The organism is Brevundimonas intermedia, assembly GCF_004614235.1.
GTDB classification, from domain to species: domain Bacteria; phylum Pseudomonadota; class Alphaproteobacteria; order Caulobacterales; family Caulobacteraceae; genus Brevundimonas; species Brevundimonas intermedia_A.
The window spans coordinates 667645-690384 of record NZ_SPVH01000002.1; the positions used below are offsets into that span (position 1 = coordinate 667645).

At 68.1% G+C, this 22740-nt stretch carries 23 protein-coding genes and 1 tRNA gene; 17 read left to right on the forward strand and 7 right to left on the reverse strand.

Annotated elements, in window-relative coordinates:
- Positions 1–3 precede the first annotated feature (3 nt).
- Positions 4–402: a Tat pathway signal protein gene (locus EGY25_RS05105; protein ID WP_135193955.1), complete on the forward strand. Its 399-nt coding sequence runs from the start codon at positions 4–6 to the stop codon at positions 400–402.
- Positions 403–406: 4 nt separating this feature from the next.
- Here the strand turns inward: EGY25_RS05105 and EGY25_RS05110 are convergent, their stop codons facing one another.
- Positions 407–2587 carry a primosomal protein N' gene (locus EGY25_RS05110; protein WP_245159347.1) on the reverse strand — a complete coding sequence of 727 codons (2181 nt, stop codon included), beginning with the start codon at positions 2585–2587 and terminating at the stop codon, positions 407–409.
- A gap of 180 nt (positions 2588–2767) precedes the next feature.
- Here EGY25_RS05110 and fsa point away from each other — a divergent pair, with 180 nt between their 5' ends.
- The 4 genes from fsa to EGY25_RS05130 are packed head-to-tail and all read left to right on the forward strand — an operon-like array spanning position 2768 to position 6040.
- Positions 2768–3421: a fructose-6-phosphate aldolase gene (fsa, locus tag EGY25_RS05115; protein ID WP_135193957.1), complete on the forward strand. Its 654-nt coding sequence runs from the start codon at positions 2768–2770 to the stop codon at positions 3419–3421.
- A 37-nt stretch (positions 3422–3458) separates the two neighbouring features.
- Positions 3459–4172: a DUF484 family protein gene (locus EGY25_RS05120; protein ID WP_135193958.1), complete on the forward strand. Its 714-nt coding sequence runs from the start codon at positions 3459–3461 to the stop codon at positions 4170–4172.
- Positions 4154–5083: a tyrosine recombinase XerC gene (locus tag EGY25_RS05125; RefSeq protein ID WP_135193959.1), complete on the forward strand. Its 930-nt coding sequence runs from the start codon at positions 4154–4156 to the stop codon at positions 5081–5083. Before EGY25_RS05120 ends, EGY25_RS05125 begins: the two co-directional genes overlap by 19 nt.
- Before the next feature lie 9 nt (positions 5084–5092).
- Complete coding sequence (locus tag EGY25_RS05130; protein ID WP_135193960.1) at positions 5093–6040, forward strand: NAD(P)-dependent oxidoreductase; 948 nt, start codon at positions 5093–5095, stop codon at positions 6038–6040.
- A 1-nt stretch (position 6041) separates the two neighbouring features.
- Here the strand turns inward: EGY25_RS05130 and EGY25_RS05135 are convergent, their stop codons facing one another.
- The gene (locus EGY25_RS05135; RefSeq protein ID WP_135193961.1) at positions 6042–6392 is read right to left on the reverse strand and encodes a hypothetical protein; all 351 of its coding nucleotides are present in this window, start codon (positions 6390–6392) and stop codon (positions 6042–6044) included.
- A 49-nt stretch (positions 6393–6441) separates the two neighbouring features.
- Entirely contained in the window at positions 6442–7233 is a 792-nt protein-coding gene (locus EGY25_RS05140; protein ID WP_135193962.1) for an SDR family oxidoreductase, read from the reverse strand.
- 140 nt (positions 7234–7373) lie between these two features.
- Between EGY25_RS05140 and EGY25_RS05145 the strand changes: the two genes are divergently transcribed.
- From EGY25_RS05145 to uraH, 3 genes are all read left to right on the forward strand, one after another.
- A complete protein-coding gene (locus EGY25_RS05145; protein ID WP_135193963.1) occupies positions 7374–7751 on the forward strand; it encodes a hypothetical protein in 378 nt (125 codons plus the stop codon).
- Positions 7748–8359, forward strand: a complete 612-nt coding sequence (locus EGY25_RS05150; protein WP_432417363.1) for a lipocalin family protein — start codon at positions 7748–7750, stop codon at positions 8357–8359. The genes EGY25_RS05145 and EGY25_RS05150 overlap by 4 nt, the downstream gene beginning before the upstream one ends.
- Positions 8360–8420: 61 nt before the next feature.
- Entirely contained in the window at positions 8421–8819 is a 399-nt protein-coding gene (uraH, locus tag EGY25_RS05155; protein ID WP_135193964.1) for a hydroxyisourate hydrolase, read from the forward strand.
- 18 nt (positions 8820–8837) lie between these two features.
- Here the strand turns inward: uraH and EGY25_RS05160 are convergent.
- Positions 8838–8913, reverse strand: a tRNA-Ala gene (locus tag EGY25_RS05160).
- Positions 8914–9075: 162 nt separating this feature from the next.
- On the opposite strand from EGY25_RS05160, the gene EGY25_RS05165 reads away from it, so the two are divergent.
- From EGY25_RS05165 to EGY25_RS05190, 6 genes are all read left to right on the forward strand, one after another.
- On the forward strand, positions 9076–9381 hold the full coding sequence (locus EGY25_RS05165; RefSeq protein ID WP_135193965.1) for a YggT family protein: 306 nt from the start codon (positions 9076–9078) through the stop codon (positions 9379–9381).
- A 104-nt stretch (positions 9382–9485) separates the two neighbouring features.
- The gene (locus EGY25_RS05170) at positions 9486–10367 is read left to right on the forward strand and encodes a 3-hydroxybutyryl-CoA dehydrogenase (protein WP_135193966.1); all 882 of its coding nucleotides are present in this window, start codon (positions 9486–9488) and stop codon (positions 10365–10367) included.
- A complete protein-coding gene (locus tag EGY25_RS05175) occupies positions 10364–10921 on the forward strand; it encodes a phthalate transporter (RefSeq protein ID WP_135193967.1) in 558 nt (185 codons plus the stop codon). Before EGY25_RS05170 ends, EGY25_RS05175 begins: the two co-directional genes overlap by 4 nt.
- A 46-nt stretch (positions 10922–10967) precedes the next feature.
- A complete protein-coding gene (locus tag EGY25_RS05180; RefSeq protein ID WP_135193968.1) occupies positions 10968–12227 on the forward strand; it encodes a DUF418 domain-containing protein in 1260 nt (419 codons plus the stop codon).
- A 41-nt stretch (positions 12228–12268) separates the two neighbouring features.
- Positions 12269–14152, forward strand: coding sequence for a cobaltochelatase subunit CobT (gene cobT, locus EGY25_RS05185; protein WP_135193969.1), 1884 nt, complete (start codon positions 12269–12271; stop codon positions 14150–14152).
- Complete coding sequence (locus EGY25_RS05190) at positions 14149–15123, forward strand: esterase-like activity of phytase family protein (protein WP_135193970.1); 975 nt, start codon at positions 14149–14151, stop codon at positions 15121–15123. Before cobT ends, EGY25_RS05190 begins: the two co-directional genes overlap by 4 nt.
- Before the next feature lie 3 nt (positions 15124–15126).
- Here the strand turns inward: EGY25_RS05190 and EGY25_RS05195 are convergent, their stop codons facing one another.
- Genes EGY25_RS05195 through otsB form a run of 3 tightly spaced genes read right to left on the reverse strand, consistent with a single transcriptional unit; the run spans position 15127 to position 19099 of the window.
- The gene (locus EGY25_RS05195; RefSeq protein ID WP_135193971.1) at positions 15127–16539 is read right to left on the reverse strand and encodes an alpha,alpha-trehalose-phosphate synthase (UDP-forming); all 1413 of its coding nucleotides are present in this window, start codon (positions 16537–16539) and stop codon (positions 15127–15129) included.
- A gap of 42 nt (positions 16540–16581) precedes the next feature.
- Entirely contained in the window at positions 16582–18366 is a 1785-nt protein-coding gene (locus tag EGY25_RS05200) for a glycoside hydrolase family 15 protein (RefSeq protein ID WP_135193972.1), read from the reverse strand.
- 4 nt (positions 18367–18370) lie between these two features.
- Positions 18371–19099, reverse strand: a complete 729-nt coding sequence (gene otsB / locus EGY25_RS05205) for a trehalose-phosphatase (protein WP_135193973.1) — start codon at positions 19097–19099, stop codon at positions 18371–18373.
- Positions 19100–19298: 199 nt separating this feature from the next.
- Here otsB and EGY25_RS05210 point away from each other — a divergent pair, with 199 nt between their 5' ends.
- Genes EGY25_RS05210 through EGY25_RS05220 form a run of 3 tightly spaced genes read left to right on the forward strand, consistent with a single transcriptional unit; the run spans position 19299 to position 22740 of the window.
- Positions 19299–20291 (forward strand): KpsF/GutQ family sugar-phosphate isomerase, encoded by a 993-nt coding sequence (locus EGY25_RS05210; protein ID WP_135193974.1) that lies wholly within the window; start codon positions 19299–19301, stop codon positions 20289–20291.
- Position 20292: 1 nt separating this feature from the next.
- Positions 20293–21576, forward strand: a complete 1284-nt coding sequence (locus EGY25_RS05215) for a glycosyltransferase family 4 protein (protein ID WP_135193975.1) — start codon at positions 20293–20295, stop codon at positions 21574–21576.
- A 30-nt stretch (positions 21577–21606) separates the two neighbouring features.
- The gene (locus EGY25_RS05220; RefSeq protein ID WP_135193976.1) at positions 21607–22740 is read left to right on the forward strand and encodes a polysaccharide biosynthesis/export family protein; all 1134 of its coding nucleotides are present in this window, start codon (positions 21607–21609) and stop codon (positions 22738–22740) included.

The following is a 22740-nucleotide window of genomic DNA, read 5'->3' on the forward strand; positions in this document are numbered from 1 at the left end:
CTCATGGAACGCCGCGCCCTTCTCGGTCTCGCCGTCGTCGCGACGGCCGCCGCCTCGACCTCTGCCCGCGCGTCGAGCGGCGGCGCCGCGCCGTCCGCCGACACCTATTTCCGCCTGCCGGTCATCACCGCCTCGATCATCCAGGCCAGCGGCCGTCGCGGGGTCCTGACCATCGAGACGGGGGTGGACGTGCCCGACGCCGCCCTTCGCACCCGCGCCCAGCAGTCGGCGCCGCGCCTGCGCGCCGCCTACAACACCGCCGCCCAGCGCTTCGCCAACGGCATCCGCCCCGGCGCCGTGCCCAATATCGATCAGTTGTCGTCCGAGCTTCAGGCGGCGACCAACGCCACCCTGGGCCGGCCCGGCGCCCGCGTGCTGCTGGGCACGGTGATGGCGGTCTAAGCGCTTACAAGAAAGAATAGGGGTCCACGTCCACCGTCAGGCGGACCGAGGCCGGCACCTTCACACGCGCCAGCCAGGCCCGCAGGAAAGCCTGGATGTTCACGTCCCGGTCCGCCCGCACCAGCAGCCGCTTGCGCCGTCGTCCCCGCACCAGGGCAAGCGGCGCGTCGGCGGGGCCATAGACCTCCAGCCGTTCGGCGTTGGGAATGGCCTGGGCCAGATCGTTGGCCGTCTTCTCCACCGCAGCCGCATTCTCGCTGGACAGGATGATCGCCGCCAACCGGCCATAGGGCGGCAGGGACGCCGCCTCGCGCTCGGCCATCTCCGCCTCGACGAAGGCGTCCCGGTCGCCCGCCGCCAGCGCCATTAGCACCGGATGCTCTGGCGTCCAGGTCTGCAAGATGGCCCGTCCCGGCCGATCGGCCCGCCCCGCCCGTCCCGTCGCCTGGGCCAGCAGCTGATAGGTCCGCTCGGCCGCGCGCAGGTCTCCGCCGCGTAGCCCCAGGTCCGCGTCCACCACCCCCACCAGCGTCAGGCGCGGGAAGTTGTGGCCCTTGGCGGCGGCCTGGGTGGCGACAAGGATGTCGATCTCGCCGTCCGTCATCCGCTGGATCAGGGCGCGCGCCGACCTGGCGTCGGGCGCGGTGTCAGAGCTGAACACCGCCGTCCGCGCCTCGGGGAAGAGCTGACGCACCTCCTCCTCGACCCGCTCCACCCCCGGCCCGACCGAGACCAGCGAATCCTCGGCCCCGCACGACGGGCACAGCTTGGGTCGCGCCATGGAAAAGCCGGTCAGGTGACAGACCAGACGCCCGGTATAGCGATGCTCGACCAGCCAGCTGTCCGTGTCCGGCGCCGTCAGCCGATGCCCGCAGGCCCGGCACAGGACGACCGGCGCATACCCCCTCCGGTTCAAGAACAGCAGAGTCTGCTCGCCCCGCAACAGGGTCTCGCCGATGGCCAGCCGCAGAGGCTGCGACAGCCAGGTCTGGGGATCGGGCGTATTCTGACGCAGGTCCAGCAGGGCGATGTCCGGCAGGACCGCCGTCCCGTGCCGCGCGCCCAGCTTCAGCCAGTCGTAGCGCCCGCTCTGGGCGTTCCACAGCGTCTCCAGCGACGGCGTCGCCGAGGCCAGGACCACCGCCGCCCCCTCGATCCGCGCGCGCGCCACCGCCAGGTCGCGACCGTGATAGACCAGCCCCTCCTCCTGCTTGAACGAGCCGTCGTGCTCCTCGTCCACCACGATAAGGCGCAAGTTCACGAAGGGCAGGAACAGGGCCGACCGCGCCCCCACCACGATATTGCAGCGCCCGGCGACCACCGCCTCCCACACCTGGCGACGGCGCGGCGGCGCGACGCCGGAATGCCATTCGGCCGGCGCCGCGCCGAACCGGGCCGTGATCCGCTCGATCAGGGCCTGGGTCAGGGCGATCTCGGGCAGCAGGATCAGGATCTGCGCCGCCGGATCGGCCCGCAGCACCCGCGCGATCGCCTCCAGATAGGCCTCGGTCTTGCCCGACCCCGTCACTCCGTCCAGCAGGAAGGGACGAAAACCGCCGCCCGTCACCCCGGCCGCCAGGGCCGTCGCCGCCGCCGCCTGATCGCCGTTCAGCGAGGCGGGCGCATGGTCGGGATCGGGTCGGTCGAACGCCGCCTCGGCCGCGATCTCGATGATCTCCAGCACGCCTTCGTCGATCAAACCCTTGATCACGCCCGACGACACGCCCGCTGCGCGCGCCAGATCGGCGCCCGCCATGGACCGCTCGCCCAAGGCCTCCAGCACGCCCGTCCTCGCCGGCGTGGCCCGCGACGGCGCCCGCTCGCCCACCCGCCGCACCCGGCGTTCCGGCCGGGGACGCGGTGCCCGCAGGCCCTTCAGCGCGGTCGCCGCCATCTCGCCGGGTGGGGACAGGGTCCAGCGCCCGGCCCATTCGACGAAATCCACGACGCGCGACGGCAGGGCCGGATCGTCCAGCAGACTGTCCACCGCCTTCAGCCGCCGGTTCGATCCGGTCGTCTCGAACACCTCCGAGACGATGCCCCGCATCAGCCGCGGCCCCAGCGGCACCGCGACCTGATCACCACGCGCCAGGGTCAGCGCCTCGGGAACCTCATAATCAAAGGCTTCGGGCACCGGCAGGGGAATGAGGACCGAGGCGACTTTCACTCGCCTTCTCCTCCCCATGCAATGGGGAGGGGGACCCCGAAGGGGTGGAGGGGCTTTTGCCACATCACAGGCGCCTGTCGTGCGGCCAGAGCCCCTCCGTCACGGCGCAAAGACGCGCCGCGCCACCTCCCCATCGCGAGCGATGGGGAGGAGAAAGGGAGTCGCATCCGCTCTTCGGTGGCGCTAAAAGCCCTGCCCATGAAACTCTTTCTCGATACCGCCGACGTCGCCGTCATCAGGGACATGGTCCCCACCGGAATGGTGGACGGCGTCACCACCAATCCGTCGCTGATCGCCAAGTCGGGTCGGAACATCGCCGAGGTCATCGCCGAAATCTGCGCCCTGGTCGAGGGTCCGATTTCCGCAGAGGCCGTCTCGCTCGATTTCGAGACCATGGTCAAGGAGGGCGACAAGCTGGCCGCCATCGCCCCGAACGTGGTCGTGAAACTGCCCCTGACCTGGGACGGGCTGCGCGCCTGCCGCGTCTTCGCCGACAAGGGGATCAAGACCAACGTCACCCTGTGCTTCTCGGCCGCCCAGGCCCTGCTGGCCGCCAAGGCGGGCGCCACCTTCGTCTCGCCCTTCGTCGGCCGTCTGGAAGACAACGGCGCCGACGGCATCGGCCTGCTGGAAGAAATCCGCGTCCTGTATGACGTCCACGGTTTCGACACCCAGATCCTGGCCGCGTCCCTGCGCAACGTGAACCACGTGGCCGCCGCCGCCGTCGCCGGATCCGACGCCGCCACCTTCGGCGCCGACACCTTCAAGGCCCTGGTGAACCACCCGTTAACCGACAAGGGTCTTGATGCCTTCGTGGCAGACTGGGCCAAGACCGGTCAGTCGATCCTTTAGCATCGCGTTTCCTGGAGAGGTCTGTTTGAGCGGCTCATTGGACCTTTTCGAAACGTCGGAATCGGACGCAACGCCCCATATCGGCGACGGCCTGCATTGGCCCGACGTGCGCGGCTGGCTTCAGACCCATCCCCAGACCCTGCTGGACGACCGCTCCCTGCTGGAAGAGATCGGCCTGCGTCCTCACGGCCGCAACGTGGTCGAGTTCGGCGCCGCCGCCCTGACGCGGCTGGAGGCCGTGGTCGAGCGCGAGACCGGCGCCCGGCGCGAGATCGAACTGATCGCCCGCGCCAACTTCGCCGCCCAGACCCAGACGCACGTCGCGACCCTGGACCTGATGGAGGCGCGCAACCATTCCGACCTGGCTCGGCGGCTGGATGCGGCGGCGCAGGGGCGGTTCGGCCTGGCCGGCGCCGCCATCGCCCTGGAAAAACCCGGCGGGGTGCCCTTCGGCTGGCGCGCACTGGAAGAGGGCGACGTGGACAACCTGCTGGGCGAACATGGCCTGACCTGGCTGGGTCCGATGATCCAGGGCCTGAACTTCTTCGGCGCGACCGAGGATCAGGTGAAGTCCATCGCCCTGGTCCGCATGGCCCCGCACCTGACGCCCGGCGGACCGCCGCGCCCCTGCATCTGCGCCTTCGGCTCGCCCGAGCCGGAAGGCTTCACCCCGAACATGGGCTGTGAACTGGCCGCCTTCCTGGCGCGGGTGGTCGAGCGGATGGCCGAGCGATGGCCGGTTCTGAACTGACCGCCTCCGACGCCCTGCGCGCCTGGCTTGACCATCTGGCGCACGAGCGTCGGCTGTCGCCGCGCACGTTGGAGGCCTATGGCCATATCGGCCGGCTCTATGTCGCCTTCCTCGAACGCCATCGCGGCGAGACCCTGTCGCTAAAGGACATGGGCACGATCACCGCCGCCGAGGTCCGCGCCCACATGGCCGAGCGCAGATCAGGCGACCACCCGCTGGCGGCGCGGTCGTTGAGCCAGAGCCTGTCGGCCATTCGCGGCTTTCACGCCTTCCTCGACCGGCGCCTGGACACGCCCGCCCCGCAACTGGCCCTGGTGCGCGGGCCGAAGGTAAAGCCGTCCCTGCCCAGGCCGGTGAGCGAGGATCAGGCGCGGGGCCTGTTGGCTGAACCCGACGCCGATCCCGACGCCGAACCGTGGGAGGCCGCGCGCGACCGGGCGGTCCTGACCCTGCTCTACGGCTGCGGCCTGCGGATTTCCGAGGCCATGTCCCTGACCCGGGCCGATGCGCCGCTGGGCGAGACCCTGCGCATCGTCGGCAAGGGCTCCAAGACCCGGATCGCCCCCATCCTGCCCGCCGTGCGCGCGGCGGTGGACGCCTATCTGGCCCTGCTGCCCTTCCCGCTTCAGCCGTCCGACGCCCTGTTCCGCGCCCGACGCGGCGGCCCGCTCAGCCCCCGTCACGTGCAGGCCTCGGTCCAGCGGCTGCGCGGGCGGCTGGGCCTGCCCGAACGCACCACCCCCCACGCCCTGCGCCACAGTTTCGCGACCCATCTGCTGGGCGCCGGGGCCGACCTGCGTTCGATCCAGGAACTGCTGGGCCATGCCAGCCTGTCCACGACCCAGAAATACACCGGCGTCGATGCGGATAGACTTTTGACCGCCTATGCGGCCGCCCATCCCCGCGCCTAGAACGGCCGGATGAGTATCGACATCCTGGCCATCGGCCTGCCCGCCCTCGCCGACAAGATGCTGACCCAGCGCGCGCCCGACCTCGGTTGGACCCTGCATCGCCCCGGCCCCGACGGCCTGCCTTCGCCCGAGGTCGCCGAGCGGATCGTCGGCGTCGCCGCCTCGGGCGCCGCGACCGTGGACGCCCGTCTGATCGACGCCCTGCCCGCGCTGAAGATCGTCTCGGTCCACGCCGTCGGCTATGACATGACCGACGTCGCCCACGCCCGGTCGCGCGGCGTGATCGTCACCCATACGCCCGATGTCCTGAACGAGGACGTCGCCGACCTGGCCCTGCTGCTGGCCCTGGGGACCTTGCGTCGCCTGCCGGGCATGGACGCCTATGTTCGCGCCGGATGCTGGGCCTCGGACGGACCGCCGCCGCTGTCGCGCAGCGCCACGGGCTTGCGCTACGGCCTGCTGGGCCTGGGCCGGATCGGCCAGGCTATCGCCCGACGGCTTGAGCCGCTCGCCGGAAGCCTCGCCTATCACACCCGCAATCCGGTCAAGGATGCGCCCTGGCGGCATGTGCCGAACCTGGTCGATCTGGCGGCCGAGGTCGATGTGCTGATCGTCATCGTGCCGGGCGGCGCCGCCACGCGCGGCTTGGTCTCGGCACAGGTGCTGGGGGCACTGGGTCCGACCGGCGTTCTGATCAATGTCGCGCGCGGCGAGGTGGTGGATCAGGACGCCCTGGTCGCCGCCCTGACCTCGGGCCGGCTGGGCGGCGCGGGCCTGGATGTGTTCGCCGACGAGCCGAACGTGCCCCAAGCCCTGATCGACAGCGACCGCTGCGTCCTGACGCCCCACATCGCCTCGGCCACGGTCGAGACCCGCAACGCCATGGCCGAGCTGATGATGGCCAACCTGGAAGCCGTCCTGGCGGACAGGCCGCCGGTCACGCCTGTGCCGGACTAGTTCAGAACCCTGGCCGCGAAGGACGGCTAGTCGAGGTGGAGACCGACGGGCCGAACACCCGGCCCAGGGCGCGCGGTTGATCGGGGATCGCATAGCTGATCGGCAAGTGGCAGTTGTTCCGGTCGCGCCGATCCAGCAGCAGATAACGCCGCGCCTGGCCGTCATCGAGAGAGCGATCAAGCAACGTCCCCGCGCGATCGCCCGTTCGCTGCTCGGCCTGCATCAGAGGGTCGGGGCAAGGCATGGCCGCCCGGTTCACGCCAGGCGCGCTCCGGACGATGGCCTGGTCGGCGACGGGCGCCGACTGGACGATCGGGGCGTTCGACAAGGCCAGCATCAGCAGGGTCAGCATCGCATTCCTCCCATTCCGGCCCGAGGCTACACCCGCAACCCCGGATTGACTAGATCGCCTTGATCGCCCCGCCGTCCAGCCGGATCAGCGAGCCTGTGACATAGGCCGCCAGCGGGCTGGCCAGGAAGGCGGCGGTGGCGCCGAACTCCTCGGTCGTGCCGATGCGGCCGACGGGGATGGACTTGACGGATTCGGCCCGCGCCTGCTGCGGCGTGACCCCGGTGCGTTCGGCCGCCGCCTGGTCCAGCCGTTCGATGCGAGGGGTGTCGATCCGGCCCGGCAACAGGGTGTTGACCGTCACCCCGTCCGGCCCGACCTCGTTCGCCAGCGTCTTGGCCCAGGCGGCGACCGAGGCCCGCAGGGTGTTGGACACGCCCAGCGCCGCCGACGGCTCCACCACCGTGATCGAGGCGACGTTCAGGATCCGCCCCCAGCCGGCCGCGCGCATGCGCGGCAACACCCGGTCCGTCAGGCGGAAGATCGACAGCACCATCGATTCGAAATGATCGCGCCACACCGCCGGCTCCAGCCCCGACACCCCCGACGGCGGCGGCCCGCCCGTGTTGTTCAGCAGGATCTCGATATGACCGCCCAGCAGCTCTTCGGCCAGGTCCGCCGCCTTCAGCAGCGCCGCGTGATCCGCCAGGTCCGCCGTCACCACGACCGCCTTGCCCGGCCCGGCCGCATTCAGCACATCCGCCACCGCCTGAAGCTTTTCGGCATCGCGCGACAACAGGGCGACACGCGCGCCCTCGGCGACCAGCGCCGTCGCCACGGCGCGGCCCAGGCCGGAGGATCCGCCACAGATCAGGGCGCGCTTGCCGTCCAGTTTCAGGTCCATGGTCGATCTCCGGCTTCGATTTTCAGCCCCGGATATCGGACGCCTGCCCGTCCGACGCAACGCGGCGTTAACCGACGCGGCGCACCTTCATGCCGAAGCGGCCGCCATCAGCCGCAGGACAGGCCGGGGAGGGCTCGCCCATGTCGACCAAAATGACGTCGAGCATCCGCCGACACAGCGATCATTTCGAGCCGCAGGATGCCGATCCCCAGGAACAGCGCCGCCTGCGCGGCCAGTTGGAGCAGATCGACTACGCCGCCTACATCGCCAACAAGGAGGTGATCGGCCACGCCCTGACCGGCGTCGACGCCTCGTCTCTTCAGAAGCTGGCGGTCATGACCGCCACGGCCCGCGCCAAATGGGTGGCGGAATCGCTGCGTCTGGCCCACTCCGGCTCGGCCGTGACGCCTGATCAGGTCGCCCGCCTGACCGCCGCCCGCACCGCCTACGACGAACTCGCCGAAGCCTACGAGGCTCTGCGCCGCATCATCGAGCGGGGCTATATCGCGGTGCGGTGACCCTGCCGACGCGGCCGCAGGAACCGGGGGCCGGGAACCTCGTTTCAGCCGCCATGTCGAACGCACGCACGATTTCCATCGCCCTTCTCGCGGGCGCCGCCCTGGCGCTGGGCTCCTGCGCCACCCTGCAACGCGGCCCCATCGGCAACGCCGCCGTGCCCCAGCCGGCCAAGGCTGTGGACCTGAACCGCTACGCCGGCCTCTGGCACGAGATCGGACGCTACGAAAACGGGTTCGAACGCGGCTGCGAGGGCGTGACCACCCAATATACGGTGCGCGACGACGGTCTGGTGGGCGTGCTGAACACCTGCCGCCAAGGCGCGACCACCGGCCCGGTCAAGACCTCGCAAGGCAAGGCCAAGGTGGTCGAGGGCAGCGACAACGCCAGGCTGAAGGTCTCCTTCTTCGGCCCCTTCTACATTGGCGACTATTGGGTGCTGGATCACGCCGACGACTATTCCTGGTCCATCGTCGGCGAACCGTCCGGCCGCTATCTCTGGCTGCTCAGCCGCACGGCCCAGCCCTCAGCCCAGGCCCGCGACGCCATCCTGACCCGCACTCGCGCCCTCGGCTATGACCTGACCCTGATCAGGCCTACCCAGCATTGATCGCCCCGCATCCGGCCTGACGCCGGCCGCGTAGAACATCGAACTCTCCAAGGACCAGCCCATGCGTATCGCAGCCCTCGCCGCCCTGTCCGCCACCCTCCTCTCAGCCGCATCGGCTTCGGCCGAGACGATCTCGACCCACGTGCTCGATCTCGCGCGGGGCGTGGGCGGGCGCGACGTGCCCGTCACCCTAGCGATCAAGCAAGACGACGGCGGTTGGCGACAACTGGCGACCGCCCGCACCGACGAGAACGGCCGGGTGCGGTCATTCGGCGATCAGGTCACGACCCAGGCCGCCACCTACAAGCTGACGTTCGACATGTCGCACTATGGCGACACGGACGCCCAGCCCTTCTTCCCCGAGATCGACGTGGTGTTCCAGGTCCGCGACCCCAGCATCCACTACCACGTCCCCGTCGTCGTCAGCCCCTACGGCTACAGCACCTACCGCGGCAACTAGGCTGAGTTTCAGGACGCCTGGTGGAGCCGAGGGGAGTCGAACCCCTGACCTCGTCATTGCGAACGACGCGCTCTACCAACTGAGCTACGGCCCCGTTTCCAGCGTGGGATCGGGTTCACAGGTGACGCGGACATAGAAGGCGGGCGGGCGTGGTGTCAACGGGCTTGTGCGCGCAATCCGCGCAGCTCGGAAACGGCCGTTGTCGGACCGGGTGCGAACACGCTAGAAGCGCCGATCCAAGCAGGAGTTACGGTTCATGGGCTACGCGCTCGTCTGGTTGATCAACGCCATCATCAGTCTGATGATCTGGTTCATCATCGCCCAAGCCATATTGAGCTGGCTGGTGGCGTTCGACGTCGTCAACTACCGCAACCGCTTCGTCTATTCGGTCGGGACCTTCCTGGACCGGGTCACCGCGCCGCTGCTGGAGCCGTTCCGCCGCATCATTCCGAACCTGGGCGGCATCGACATCTCGCCCATCGTGGTAATCCTGCTGCTGCAGTTCATCAGCGTGTTGTTCAACCGCACGGCGGCGCCGGCCCTGGTCCAGTTGCTGGGCTGAGGCGACACGGCGGGCGGAAATCTGACGTCGGGAGGCCGATCCGCTCTTGCGCCGCGCGCCGTCCTTCCTAAAGGTGCCCGCCCGACCACTTTCGACCACGGTTCATGACCACGATCACCACAGTCGCCATTCTGGGCGCCGGACAGATGGGCGCAGGCATCGCCCAGGCGGTGGCGCTCGGGGGCTATTCGGTCCGGCTCTATGACGTCGTCGCCGACCGGCTGCCGCTGGCGCAGGGCGAGATCGCGGCCAGCCTGTCGCGCCATGTGGCGCGCGGCCTGGTCGATCAGACCGCCGCCGACGCGGCGCTGGCCCGCATCGTCACGGCGCAGGTGATGGCCGACGCCGTCGCCGACGCCGACCTGGTCATCGAGGCCGCGCTGGAAGACGAGGCGGTCAAGAAGGCCATCTACGCCCAGGTCTTGCCGCACCTGGGGCCGAACACCCTTCTGGCGTCCAACACCTCCTCGATCTCGATCACCCGCCTGGCGTCTTCGACCGACCGGCCGGACCGGTTCGTCGGCCTGCACTTCATGAAGCCGGCGCCGATCATGAAACTGGTCGAGATCGTGCGCGGCATCGCCACCTCGGCCGAGACCCATTCCGCCGCCGTCGCCTTCGCCGAAAGCCTGGGCAAGACGACCACGGACGCCGAGGACTTCCCCGCCTTCATCGTCAACCGCATCCTGGTGCCGATGATGAACGAGGCGATCTTCGCCCTGTACGAAGGCGTCGGCAACGTCGCCTCGATCGACAAGGCGCTGCGCCTGGGGGCCAACCATCCGATGGGGCCGCTTGAACTGGCGGACTTCATGGGTCTGGACGTCGTCCTGGCGATCATGAACGTGCTGTACGACGGCCTGGCCGACAGCAAATACCGCCCCTGCCCGCTGCTGGTGAAATATGTCGAGGCCGGCTGGCTGGGCAGAAAGAGCGGACGCGGCTTCTACGACTATTCCGGCGACACGCCGGCGCCGACGCGATGAGCCGGTTCGAAAGCTATTCCGATCTGCCGGGCCAGGCGACCATCGCCGCACGGCCCGCGCCTCTGTATCCGATCCTGGCCTGCCTGGCCGGCGCGGCATGGCCGCCGCTGTGGCTGACCCTGCCGTTCTGGCGGCCTCATGCCTTCATGCCGGGACGTGACATGGACTGGCGGCTGGTGGTGATGGTGATCGGCCTGATCACCGTGCCGCTGGCGCTGTATCGCATCCTGAACGAGCGCAAGCGCGACGGACGTCCCGGCACGCGGCTGGGCGTCGTCTGGCGCTTCATGATGTACGGCGGCCTGGCGGCGGCCCTGGTTCAGATCGTCGTCGCCCTGGGCATGAGCGTCATGGGCTGGATCGAGGCCGGCGACTTCATGCAGGCCCTGGGCGCCACCGAGACGACCCTGCTGATCTTCGGCGTCGGCGGCCTGCCCATCGCCATGATCGTGGGCGTCAGCTACGCCCTGTGGGCCGGACTATGCGCCGCCTTCATCGCCTTCGAGGCCCGGCCGGCGGTCAAGGACAGACTGGGCCTGATGCCCAAGCGCTGAGGCCGCCGCGCTCAAGGCCGACATCTGGGGATTGGGGGATCCGCACATGACTATGGACGATAACGAAGCCGACGCCGCGCCGATGCTGTCGCCGGTCGTCGCGACCTCGCGCATCGCCAGCCTGGACGTCATGCGCGGCCTGGCGGTGCTGGGCATCCTGGCGGTCAACGTCGTCTCCTTCGCCCTGCCCTTCATGGTCTATGAAGACGCGAGCCTGAGCCCGTTCGCGGTGACGGGCGCCAATGCGGTGGCGCGCTGGACGATGGACGTCTTCTTCCACCAGAAGTTCATCACCCTGTTCTCCATGCTGTTCGGCGCCTCGATCTTTCTGGTCGGGGGCGAGCGCGGCGATCCGGCGCGCGGGCGGTTGCTGCGGCGGCGCCTGTTCTGGCTGGCGATCATCGCCCTGATCCACGGCCTGGCCTTCTGGTACGGCGACGTGCTGCTGCTCTACGCCTGGTCCGGCCTGTTCGTGATGCTGATGCGGTCGATGAGGGCCGGGACGCTGATCGGGGTCGGCCTGGGCGTCACCCTGGCGCTGGGCGCGATGCAGGCCCTGGCCACCTGGCTGATGGTCGCCGGGCCGCCGGCCTTCACCGAGGCGATGAGCCAGGGCGGGCCGCAGTACACCGCCGCCATGGTCGCGGACGCCATCGCCGCCTATCGCAGCGGATGGGTCGGGGCGATGGGCCAGAACCTTCAGAGCTGGATGTTCCTGCAAGGGGCCAGCCTGACCATGTTCGTCTTCTCGACCGTGGCCCTCATGATGCTGGGCATGGGACTGTTCAAGTCGGGGTTCTTCAGCGGCCGGGCGCCGACATGGGTCTATGGGGCGCTGATCGCCGTGGGCGGGGCGGTGCTGGCCCTGCTGGGCGTGCTGGAATGGACCGAGGCCATGGCGGCGCCGAACACAGACCCGACGCGCGGCCTGGCGGGGGCGGTCGCCTCATTCCCGATCTTCGTCACCCTGGCCTATGTCAGCCTTATCGTCCTGGCGACGACGCGGGGCCTGACTAAGCGAGGCCTGGCGTGGATCACGGCGGCGCTGCGGCCCGTGGGCCAGATGGCCTTCACCAACTATCTGACCCAGACCCTGATCATGACGACGATCTTCTACATGCCCTGGGGGCCGCGGCTGTTCGGGCAGGTGGACTATGTGCAGATGTGGGGCCTGGTCCTGGGCGTCTGGGCGCTGCAACTGGTCTGGTCGCCGCTGTGGTTGTCCCGGTTCAGCATGGGGCCGCTGGAGTGGGTTTGGCGCTGTCTGACCTATGGTCGTCGGGTGCCGATTCAGAAACCCGGCTGACGGCGCTTTTATCGCAGACGCGAAGGGATTAACTGAGGGCCATGGCCGCCCAGGATACTCCCGCCGAAACCTTCAAACGCGCGCTGGGTCATGCCGCTCGGGCGCTGGCCGAACAGCCCGAGCTTGAGGTGACGTTCGGATCCGACGGCCCCAAGCTGTCGAACGGCGTCTTGACCCTGCCCCATCCCCCGCGCGATCCGTCGGGGCCCGAGAGCGCATCGTTGCGCGGCCAGGCCGACCGGCTGGCGCTGCGGCTTGCCAATCACGACGTGGCGGTGAACGCGAAGATGCGGCCGGCGGACGTCAAGGCGGCCGAGGTGTTCGACGCGGTCGAGCAGGCGCGGGTCGAGGCGTTCGGCTCGGAACATTTGGCCGGGGTGCGCGACAACCTGGGCGCCGCCCTGATCACCCGGTTGGAAAAGACCGGCGCCCTGCGCATCAGCGACGCCGACCGCGTGCCGGTGTCCGAGGCCGTGGCGCTTCTGGTGCGCGAGCGGCTGACCGGACGGCCCGCCCCCGACGGCGCCAAGGCCATGCTCGATCTGGTCCGCGCCAATATCGAGGCCAAGGCGGGCGCCAAGCTGGACGCCCTGGCCGGCACGGCGGGCGACCAGGAAGGCTTTGCGCTGAAGATGCGTGAGGTGCTGCACGCCCTGGACCTCGACCCCGGTGACGGGCGCGGCGAGGACTCATCCGAGGATCCCGGCGACGAGGAACCCGATCCTCAAGACCCTGCGGCCGACGACGATCAGGACGAGGAAGAGCAAGAAGACGGCGGCGAGGGCTCCCAGTCGATGGAGGGCGACGCCGACGATCAGTCCTCGGAAGAAGAACGCGAGAGCCGTCCCGAGGGCGCGCCCGCCGATCCCGACGGCGAAGGCTCAGACGACGGCCCCGAACTGCAGGAAGGCCAGCAGCCGAACCGCCAGCAGACGGCCAACAACGGCCGCGCGGTCGACTTCTACCGCGTCTTCACCACCGCCTTCGACGAGGTGGTGGACGCCGCCGACCTGTGCGACCCGGTGGAGCTGGACCGACTGCGCGCCCTGCTGGACGGTCAGCTGGCCATCCTGTCCAGCGTCGTGTCCCGCCTGGCCAACAAGCTGCAACGCCGCCTGCTGGCCCAGCAGAACCGATCCTGGGTCTTCGATCTGGAAGAGGGAATGCTGGACACCGCCCGTCTGACGCGGATCGTCACCGACCCCACCGCCCCCCTGTCGTTCAAGGCCGAGAGCGAGAGCCCGTTCCGCGATACGGTCGTGACCCTGCTGCTGGACAACTCCGGCTCGATGCGCGGGCGGCCGATCATGGTGGCGGCGGTCTGCGCCGACATCCTGGCGCGCACCCTGGAACGCTGCGGCGTCAAGGTCGAGATCCTGGGCTTCACCACCCGCGCCTGGAAGGGCGGCCAGAGCCGCGAGGCCTGGATCAGCGCCGGCAAGCCCGCCAATCCGGGACGCCTGAACGACCTGCGCCACATCATCTACAAGGCCGCCGATGCGCCCTGGCGCCGGGCCAAGAAGAACCTGGGCCTGATGATGCGCGAGGGCCTGCTGAAGGAAAACATCGACGGCGAGGCCCTGCAATGGGCGCACAATCGCCTGCTGGCCCGCACCGAACAGCGCCGCATCCTGATGGTCATCTCCGACGGCTCGCCCGTGGACGACTCGACCCAGTCGGCCAACGCGGCGCTGTATCTGGACAAGCATCTGCGCCAGGTCATCGCCGAGATCGAGGATCGTTCGCCGGTCGAACTGCTGGCCATCGGCATCGGCCACGACGTGACCCGCTGGTATCGCAAGGCCCTGACCATTGTGGACGTCGAACAGCTGGCGGGCGCCATGACCGAGAAGCTGGCCGAACTGTTCGAAAATGAAGGCGCGGCAGGTCCCACGCGACGGACACGAAAGAAGCTGGCGGCATGAGCCGTTTCGGTCGTCTCGCCTCCGTCTGGATCGCGCTGTCGCTGACGGCCTGCGCCGCCTCGCTCGGCGCGCCGCGGCCCTATCCGCTGTCGTCGGACGGCTGGACGCCGGCTGTCGCGGAACTGAGAAGCGTCAGCCTCGGCCTGCCCGGCGGGGCGCAGTTGGCGGACGGCGTGAGTTTCGCCGGGGGGCTGCAACTCATCGCCGCCCCGACGTCGCCCCTGCACAGCCTGTCGGACCTTAAGCTGACCGGCGACGGCGGCTTCGTCACCGTGTCGGATGCGGGCGATCTGGTGCGCGGGGACATTCGTCTGGACGCCGCCGGGCGACTGATCGGCTTGGATCATTTCCGCTCGCGCCGCCTGACGCTGGAAGACGGTCGGGCGATTTCCGACAAGCAGGACGGCGATGCCGAAGGCTTGCTCGTCACGCCCTCCGGCGACCTGCTGGTCACTTTCGAACGGCGTCACCGGATCTGGAACTACGGCCCGCTGTCGGCCCTGAAGGCCCAGCCGACGCCGATGCGGGCGCCCGACTTCGCCTTCACCGAAAACGACGGGATGGAAGGCCTGGCCGTCGCGCCCAACGGCTGGCGCGTCTCGGGCGAGGCCGGCGGCGTCTGGGACTGCTCATCGGCCCGGTGCACGGTCGTGACCGCCCCGCCCGAGACGCCCATTCCCGACAGCGATTACCGCATCACCGGCCTGGATCGTGATCCATCCGGCGCCGGGTGGTTCGTGGTCCAGCGGCTGTATCGCGCGCCCATCGACATGCGCGCACGCGTTCGGCGAATGGCCCCGGACGGAACCCTGGGGCCGATCCTGATCGAGCTGAAACTGCCCGGCACCACCGACAATTTCGAAGGCATCGCCGCCGAGATCCGTCAAGGCAAGACGCGCCTCTACATCCTGTCCGACGACAACTTCAATCCGGCCCAACGCACCCTGATGCTGGCCTTCGATCTGGACTGACCGTCAGGCGGCGCCGGCCCACTGGGTCGATTGGGCCGTCGTGTCGTCGGCGCGCAGCGCGCGCACGAAGTCGTCGCGCCAGATGCCCACATCGGTGGCGCGCACCACTTCCATCAAGGCTTCCCATTTCCGAATACGCTCGGCCAAAGGCATGGTCAGCGCCTTCTGGATGGCGTCTGAAAGCTCCTCGCGGCTGTAGGGATTGACCAGCAGGGCCTCGCCCATCTGCTCGGCCGCCCCGGCGAACCGCGACAGGATCAGCACGCCCGGATCTTCGGGGTTCTGGGCGCAGACATATTCCTTGGCCACCAGGTTCATGCCGTCGCGCAGCGGCGTGACCAAGCCCACCCGCGCCGCGCGATAGATGCCGGCCAGCTGATCCCGGCGATAGGTGCGGTTCAGGTAGCGGATCGGCTGCCAGTCCATGTCGCCGAACGCGCCGTTGATCCGCCCTGCCAGGGCGTCAAGCCGCGCACGAATATCCTGATAGCTATCCACGTCGTCGCGCGAGATCGGCGTGACCTGCAACAGGAAGACCTCGCCCCGCATCGAGGCGTTGTCCTGAAGGAACTGCTCATAGCCGAGCAGCCGCTCCTCCAGCCCTTTGGAATAGTCCAGCCGATCGACGCCCACCATCATCGACCGGAAGGCCGACGACGCCGCCATCCGGTCATAGGTCCGCGCCCCCAGGGTCGAGTTCCGCGCCGCCAGGAAGCCGTCCACATCGATGCCGATGGGGAAGACGCCGGTCTGGACCTTGCGTCCGAAACACTCCAGCCCGCCGGTCCCGTCCAGTTCGCCTTGGGCCTCCGAGACCACATAGTCGGTGAACAGGTCGCTCCACTCCTGGGTGTGGAACCCGATCAGGTCGAAGTCGAACATGGATTCCACCAGCCGCCGATGGTGCGGCAGGGTCACCAGCAGCTGACGCGCCGGCCAAGGCGTGTGCAGGAAGAAGCCGATCCGGTTTCTGATTCCCAGGCGGCGCAGGTCCCGCGCCATCGGGATCATGTGATAGTCGTGGATCCAGATCATGTCGTCGGGCTGGATCAACGGGGCCAGCACCTCGGCGAAGCGGCGGTTCACCCGCTCATAACCCTCGCCATACGACCGCTCGTACTGCGCCAGATCGATGCGGTGGTGGAACAGCGGCCACAACGTCTTGTTGGCGTAGCCGTTGTAGTATTCGTCGACGTCCTGCGCTTCCAGATCGACCAGGCCCACGGTGACGCCGGCCCGGTCCTCGATCTTCACCTCGCCGGTGTAGTGTTCGATCGTCTCGCCGGACCAGCCGAACCACAGCCCGTCGTATTTTCTCAACGCAGCGGACAGGGCCATGGCCAGGCCGCCGGCAGACCCTGCGGCGGGGTCGGTCGGGGCGGAGACCCGGTTGGAAACGACGATAAGGCGGCTCATGACTTCACTTCGAACGGCGACCCCAGCCCCGGGGTCCGGATATTAACGCACATCGGTCCACGAACGGCTCAACAGCACGGCGCAATTGATGATCCCGACAAGCGAATAGGTCTGCGGATAGTTGCCCCACAGCTCGCCATCGTCGATCGAGATGTCCTCGCTCAACAGGCCTGCGGCCGTGCGGCGGTCCAGCATTTCCTGGAAGATGGTGCGCGCCTCCTCGATCCGGCCGTTCTGGTGCAGGGCCTCGATGAACCAGAAGGTGCAGAAGTTGAACGCCGTCTCGGGCTCGCCGAAATCGTCCGGCTCGACGTAGCGGAACAGGAACGGCCCCTTCTTCAGATCGCGCTCGATGGCGTCGAAGGTGGCGACCTGACGCGGATCGTGCGCCTCCAGGAAGCCGAGATCGGTCATCTGCAGCAGGGAGGCGTCCAGCTCGCGTCCGCCGAAGCTGGCGGCGAACCGGCCTTCGTCGGGCAGGTAGGCTTCGGCCTCGATCCGCTCGCGGATGATCCGCGCCCGCTCGCGCCAGAACTCGCCCCGATCCGGCAGGCCCAGATGGTCCGCCGCCTTGGCCAGGCGGTCGCAGGCGGCCCAGCACATGACGGAGGAATAGGTGTGGACCCGCGCGATGGTGCGGAACTCCCACAGGCCGGCGTCGGTCTTGTCGTGCATGGCGAAGGCCCGTTCGCCGATGGTCTCCAGCGCACGGAAGTCTTCGAGCGTGCCGGGGCGCAGCAGGCGCGCGTCATAGAAGGCCTGGACCAGCGGCAGGACAATCTGTCCGTACACGTCATGTTGCAGATGCTCGTGCGCCTGATTGCCGATCCGCACCGGCTTCATGCCGCGATAGCCCTCGACGGAATCGACGATGCTTTCGCCGATGCCCGGCTCCAGACCCACGCCATAGACCGGCTGGACGTGACCGCCGGCGGAATCGTCGACCAGATTCCTCAGATAGACGAGGTAGTTCTCAAGGATGTCCACGGCGCCCAGCCGGTTCAGCGCCCGCACCGTATAGTAGGCGTCGCGGATCCAGCAGTAGCGATAGTCCCAGTTGCGCCCGCTTTCCTTGAACTCGGGCACCGAGGTCGTCATGGCCGCGACAATGGCGCCGGTCTCTTCATAGGCGCAAAGCTTGAGCGTGATCGCCGCCCGGATCACCGCCTCCTGATAGTCCAGCGGCAGATAGAGTTTGCGCACCCAATCCTGCCAATAGGCCACCGTCCGGTCCAGCGCGCCTTGGACCCCGTGACCGACATCCTGGTCGTAACCTTCGTCCGGGCCGAGGAAGAAGGCGTGCGGCCGCTCCAGCCGGAACACCCGTTCCTCCAGCACGTGCGACACCGGGCAATCCGTCGTCAGGCGGAAGGTCACGTCGGCGCACATATAGCGGACGTGGTTGGAGCCGGAGGTATGCGGCGCCGGGCGCGCCCCCCAGTCCGTCGAGGGCCTCAATCGCACGCGAATGCGCGGCGTGCCGGACAGCGGCCGCACCATCCGCGCGAAGGCCAGCGGGCGATAGGTGCGCGAATGTTTGGGATGGCGCGGAGCGAAGTCGATGATCTCGGCGCTCGAACCGTCCTCGGCCGTCATCACCGTGCGCAGCACCGGGGTATTGCGGACATAGGCCTGCTCGATCGATGTCATCCCCTCCATCTCGATGGCCCAGAAACCGTGCTCGGGTTCCTCGCCGTCCATCAGGGCGGAAAACACCGGGTCGCCGTCCACACGTGGCGCGCAGGCCCAGACGAAGCGGCCCTGACGGTCGATCAGGGCGCTGACGCCGCAGTTGCCGATGGGGAAAAGATCGAGATTGGGCTTCATCGGTTCAGGCCTTCGCTACGGCTTCAAGCCAGGTCAGTACGGCGTCGACATCGTCCAGGCGGTAACGCGCCGCCGTCTCGCGCTCGGGCCCGACCAGCACGCCATAGCCGCCAAGGGCCGCCGCCGCCTCGAACCCGTATTCGTCGGTCAGGTCGTCGCCCAGCATCACCGGAACCGCGCCCTTGAACGGCGCCTCCTGCATGAAGGCGGTCACAGCCGTGCCCTTGTCGGCTCCCGGCGTCTTCAGTTCCAGCACCATATGGCCGGGTTGAAGCGTCAGGCCGGTCTCGGATTGCAACTCTGCAGCCAGCGCCTTGGCCGCGCCCGCCTCGTCTGGCGCCTGGCGGTAATGCAGGCCGACCGATACGCCCTTGTCCTCGACGATGACGCCGGGTCGGTCGGCGGCGAAGGCCTCGAAGGCCTCCATGGCCTCGGCGACCCCAGCGTCCGCCGTCTTGCGCTGGATCGAGCCGTCCTTCAGCCTCCGCTCCAGACCATGCACGCCCGAACCGGACATCAGGGCATTGTCGGAGATGCGGTCGATCTCGGCGATGGTGCGCCCGCTGACGATGGCGACCCGACCCGACAGTCGCGCCTCGACCGCCTTCAGCGCCGCTGTCCGACGCGCCGTCGGCACGACCGCATCCGGCGTCGGGGCCATCGGCGCCAGCACCCCGTCCATGTCCAGAAACAGGGCGATCCCGTCGGCGACGATAGGCGGTGTCGGGAGCAATAGCGAAGCGGCTCCGGCATGAGACGGCATTGACGATCAGACTCTTTGTTTGACTTCCCCGACCACCCTAACGCGCCAATGCGGCAAAGGTTGACCCGAAACCGACAAAGTCGTCTGAAAGGACGCGTTGCGCGCGGCGTTGGATTACGGCAGATCGCGCGCCTCGAAGAAGGAGAGCCCGGTTGCGGGCCAGAACACCATGACCGAGATCGCTCACTCGACCCCCGAAGACATCGCCGCCATGACAGATCGCGCGCGCGAGGTCGTCCGGCTGAACATCGAGGCGCTGGAGGCGCTGGAGCGGTCGATCGATGTCTCCATCGCCCGCGCGGTCGATGTCATCATGAGCCGGCCGGGCTATGTCGTCGTCACCGGCATGGGCAAGTCGGGCCATATCGGCAACAAGATCGCCGCGACCCTGGCCTCGACCGGCACCAACGCCTTCTTCGTCCACCCGGCCGAAATGAGCCACGGCGACCTGGGCATGCTGCGCCCGGACGTGACCCTGCTGGCGCTGTCGAACTCGGGCGAGAGCCGCGAACTGCGCGATCCGCTGATCTATTGCCAGCGCAACGGCATTCCCGTCATCGCCATCACCCAACGCCCCGCCAGCTTCCTTGGCCGCAACGCCGCCGTCTGCCTGACCATGCCCAAGGTGGCGGAGGCCTGTCCCAACGGCCTGGCGCCGACGACCTCGACCCTGATGGCCCTGGCCCTGGGCGATGCCCTGGCCATGGTGCTGATGGATCGTCGGGAGTTCACGGCGATGGACTTCGGCCTGCACCATCCGGGCGGCGCCTTGGGCATGAGCCTGCAGAGCGTGCGTGAATGGATGGGCGACAACGCCGCCGCTCCGGCCAGCGTCCCGCTGAACGCCAGCTTTGGAGACGTGGTGTCGGCCGTCACCGAGGGCCGCAAGGGCGCCGTCGCCGTGCTGAACGACGACGGAACCCTGGCCGGGATCGTCACCGACGGCGACCTTCGCCGCGCCTTCCAGCGCGACACCACCCATCTGACAGCGGCCGACATCATGGGCGCCAACCCGATCACCGTCGATCCCGACGCCCGCATGAGCGACGTCGTGGACTTGCTGACCGCCAACAAGATCGCCAACCTGTTCGTGATCGAGGACGGAAAGCCCACGGCCATCGTCCATGTCGCCGAACTGATGCAGGCCGGTTACGTCGCCTGAAATGCGTATTCTCTATGACGCCAGCCGGCTGATGAGCCGGGCCGATCGCTCCGCCCCGACCGGCGTGGACCGGGTCTGTCTGGCCTATGCCGAATGGCTGCTGGCCTCGCCAAACGTGACGACCATTCCGGTGCGTGGTCGCAAGAACCGCCTCATTGCGGTCGATATCGACTGGTTCCAGCGGTTCGTCGCCGATCTGAGAGCAAAGTGGAACGGTGCGGTCAGCGCACCCGCCGACTTGGCGCACGAACAACGAATGCTGGCGGCGCTGACGGCTGCGACCAGGCCCGCCGCCTCAGTGCTGGGCGCCCCGCCGGCGCCCGCGCAGGAAAAACCCGCTGACAAGGCCAGGGTGCTGAAGCAATTCTTCCGTTCTCGCCATCACACCCCCCTACCACAAGCCGACCTCTATCTGAACGTCGGACACACCACCCTGCATGAGCCGACGGCACTTCAGGCGCTTGAGGCCGCAGGGATCGAAAGGGTCGTCCTGATCCACGACCTCATCCCCATAACCCACCCTGAATTCTGTCGCCCCGGCGACGGTGAGAAACATCACGCTCGCGTCACCAACACCCTGCGTCACGCCAGCCGCATCATCGTCAACTCGGCCTATACTGGCGACGAGCTACGGGCCTTCGCCCAGCGCGAAAATCTGCCACAGCCATTCATTCATGTCGCCCACCTGGGCCTGGAGCCGGCCTTCGTCGCGGGCGATGGGATCACGGCGGCACGGCCCTATTTCGTCCACGTCGGCACCATAGAGGCGCGCAAGAACCTCGCATTGCTGTTGACGCTATGGCGGCGGTTGGAAGAACGTTTGGGCGCCCGCACGCCCTCGCTGGTGCTGGTTGGGCGGTACGGTTGGGAAAACGAGGCTGTGCTGGATCATCTGCAACGCTCGCCCAATCTGCAGGGTGTGGTCCATCAGGCATCCAACCTATCCGACGCCGTTCTGGCTCGGCTGATGCGCGGCGCTCGCGCAATACTAGCGCCCTCTTGCGTCGAAGGGTTCGATCTGCCTGCGGTCGAAGCGTGCGCCATGGGCCTTTCGCTGATCGCATCTGACATCGCACCACATCGCGAACTGACGCCAGGCGCCGAACTTATCGATCCGCTTGACGGCCTGGGCTGGTTGATCGCCATCGAGCGCGCCACGCTTGCGCCGCCGAAGTCCACATCCGCCTATTCGACGCCCGACTGGCCAAGGCATTTCCGCATCGTCGCCGACGCCATCGGTCTGGAAGCTGCTTCGCCTCTGGCGAGCGCGCCCAAAGGCTTGTAATCAATCCGCGAACAAGGGCCATCCAGCTTCATGACGCGCACCATTCTGCCGCTTGCCATCATCGCCATCCTGGGCGGCTGCTCCACATTGCCGCGCGACGGACCGTCGGGCGCCTCGGTCAACGCCGGCGCCACCACCGCATCTGCCTTGGGCAGCTACGCCCTCGTGCCCCTCACGTACGAAGTCACCGAGCGGATCAAGCAGGTCCCCCCCCAATTTTTTGGCACTCTCGCCGCCGGCTCCAGCGACCTGCCCGCAGATATAATTGGCGAAGGCGACACCTTGGCTGTTTCGATCTACGATCCGTCAGGCTCGCTGTTCGGTGGGGCGCAATTGGGGGGTGGGGCTCAAGCCCTGCCGCCCGCGTCGGTTGATCGCAGCGGTTCTGTTTCAGTCCCCTACGCAGGATCGGTTCGCGTCCAAGGCTTGACGCCCCCGCAAGCGGCAGAAGCAATCCGCCGGGCCCTCCGAGGCAAGGTCGCCAATCCTCAAGTGCTCGTGACGATCTCGGGTAACGCGTCAAACACGGTGAACGTCCTTGGAGACGTTGTTCGGCCGGGACGCGTGCCGTTGGGCGTCGAAAGCAATCGCGTTTTGGACGTTGTGGCGGCGGCCGGCGGATCCGCGCGGGCTACGGACGATCTCATCATCAATGTTCAACGAGATAGTGAAACCTACTCGGCGCCTCTGACTGCTGTCACGACACAGTTTGGAGAGAACGTTCGGCTGCAGCGCGGCGATATTGTCAACGTAGTCTACAAACCACGCCGCTTCTCGACCTTCGGCGGCCTGAACGCCGTGGCCCAGGTCGACATGCCGGCCGGCCCCATGACCCTGACCGGCGCCATGTCCAAGGTCGGCGGCCTGAACGCAAATACGGCCAACGCCCGTCGAGTCCTGATCTTCCGCTTCGAACGCCCCGAGGTGGCCCAGGCCCTGGGCATCAACCAGCCCGCCACCCCGCGCGGCGTGCCGGTGGTTTATGAACTGGACTTCAACGACGCCGCCAACGTCTTCGCCGCCACCAACATGCAAGTCATGCCGGAAGACGTTATCTATGTACCGATGGCGGGCGCCGCAGAGGTGCGCAAATTCTTCGAGGTCGTCCAGAGCTTCACCCGCGTCATCTATGACGTATCCGTAACCAGCACGCTCAACAACTGA

Coding starts and splice junctions, on each gene's coding strand:
- EGY25_RS05170 (WP_135193966.1), top strand. CDS start 9,486: ATGACCACGATCACCACAGTCGCCATTCTGGGCGCCGGACAGATGGGC.
- EGY25_RS05105 (WP_135193955.1), top strand. CDS start 4: ATGGAACGCCGCGCCCTTCTCGGTCTCGCCGTCGTCGCGACGGCCGCC.
- EGY25_RS05165 (WP_135193965.1), top strand. CDS start 9,076: ATGGGCTACGCGCTCGTCTGGTTGATCAACGCCATCATCAGTCTGATG.
- EGY25_RS05220 (WP_135193976.1), top strand. CDS start 21,607: ATGACGCGCACCATTCTGCCGCTTGCCATCATCGCCATCCTGGGCGGC.
- EGY25_RS05215 (WP_135193975.1), top strand. CDS start 20,293: ATGCGTATTCTCTATGACGCCAGCCGGCTGATGAGCCGGGCCGATCGC.
- EGY25_RS05175 (WP_135193967.1), top strand. CDS start 10,364: ATGAGCCGGTTCGAAAGCTATTCCGATCTGCCGGGCCAGGCGACCATC.
- EGY25_RS05210 (WP_135193974.1), top strand. CDS start 19,299: ATGACCGAGATCGCTCACTCGACCCCCGAAGACATCGCCGCCATGACA.
- EGY25_RS05200 (WP_135193972.1), bottom strand. CDS start 18,366: ATGAAGCCCAATCTCGATCTTTTCCCCATCGGCAACTGCGGCGTCAGC.
- fsa (WP_135193957.1), top strand. CDS start 2,768: ATGAAACTCTTTCTCGATACCGCCGACGTCGCCGTCATCAGGGACATG.
- EGY25_RS05140 (WP_135193962.1), bottom strand. CDS start 7,233: ATGGACCTGAAACTGGACGGCAAGCGCGCCCTGATCTGTGGCGGATCC.
- EGY25_RS05180 (WP_135193968.1), top strand. CDS start 10,968: ATGACTATGGACGATAACGAAGCCGACGCCGCGCCGATGCTGTCGCCG.
- uraH (WP_135193964.1), top strand. CDS start 8,421: ATGCGTATCGCAGCCCTCGCCGCCCTGTCCGCCACCCTCCTCTCAGCC.
- EGY25_RS05190 (WP_135193970.1), top strand. CDS start 14,149: ATGAGCCGTTTCGGTCGTCTCGCCTCCGTCTGGATCGCGCTGTCGCTG.
- EGY25_RS05110 (WP_245159347.1), bottom strand. CDS start 2,587: ATGGGGAGGAGAAGGCGAGTGAAAGTCGCCTCGGTCCTCATTCCCCTG.
- EGY25_RS05195 (WP_135193971.1), bottom strand. CDS start 16,539: ATGAGCCGCCTTATCGTCGTTTCCAACCGGGTCTCCGCCCCGACCGAC.
- EGY25_RS05145 (WP_135193963.1), top strand. CDS start 7,374: ATGTCGACCAAAATGACGTCGAGCATCCGCCGACACAGCGATCATTTC.
- EGY25_RS05130 (WP_135193960.1), top strand. CDS start 5,093: ATGAGTATCGACATCCTGGCCATCGGCCTGCCCGCCCTCGCCGACAAG.
- EGY25_RS05135 (WP_135193961.1), bottom strand. CDS start 6,392: ATGCTGACCCTGCTGATGCTGGCCTTGTCGAACGCCCCGATCGTCCAG.
- cobT (WP_135193969.1), top strand. CDS start 12,269: ATGGCCGCCCAGGATACTCCCGCCGAAACCTTCAAACGCGCGCTGGGT.
- EGY25_RS05125 (WP_135193959.1), top strand. CDS start 4,154: ATGGCCGGTTCTGAACTGACCGCCTCCGACGCCCTGCGCGCCTGGCTT.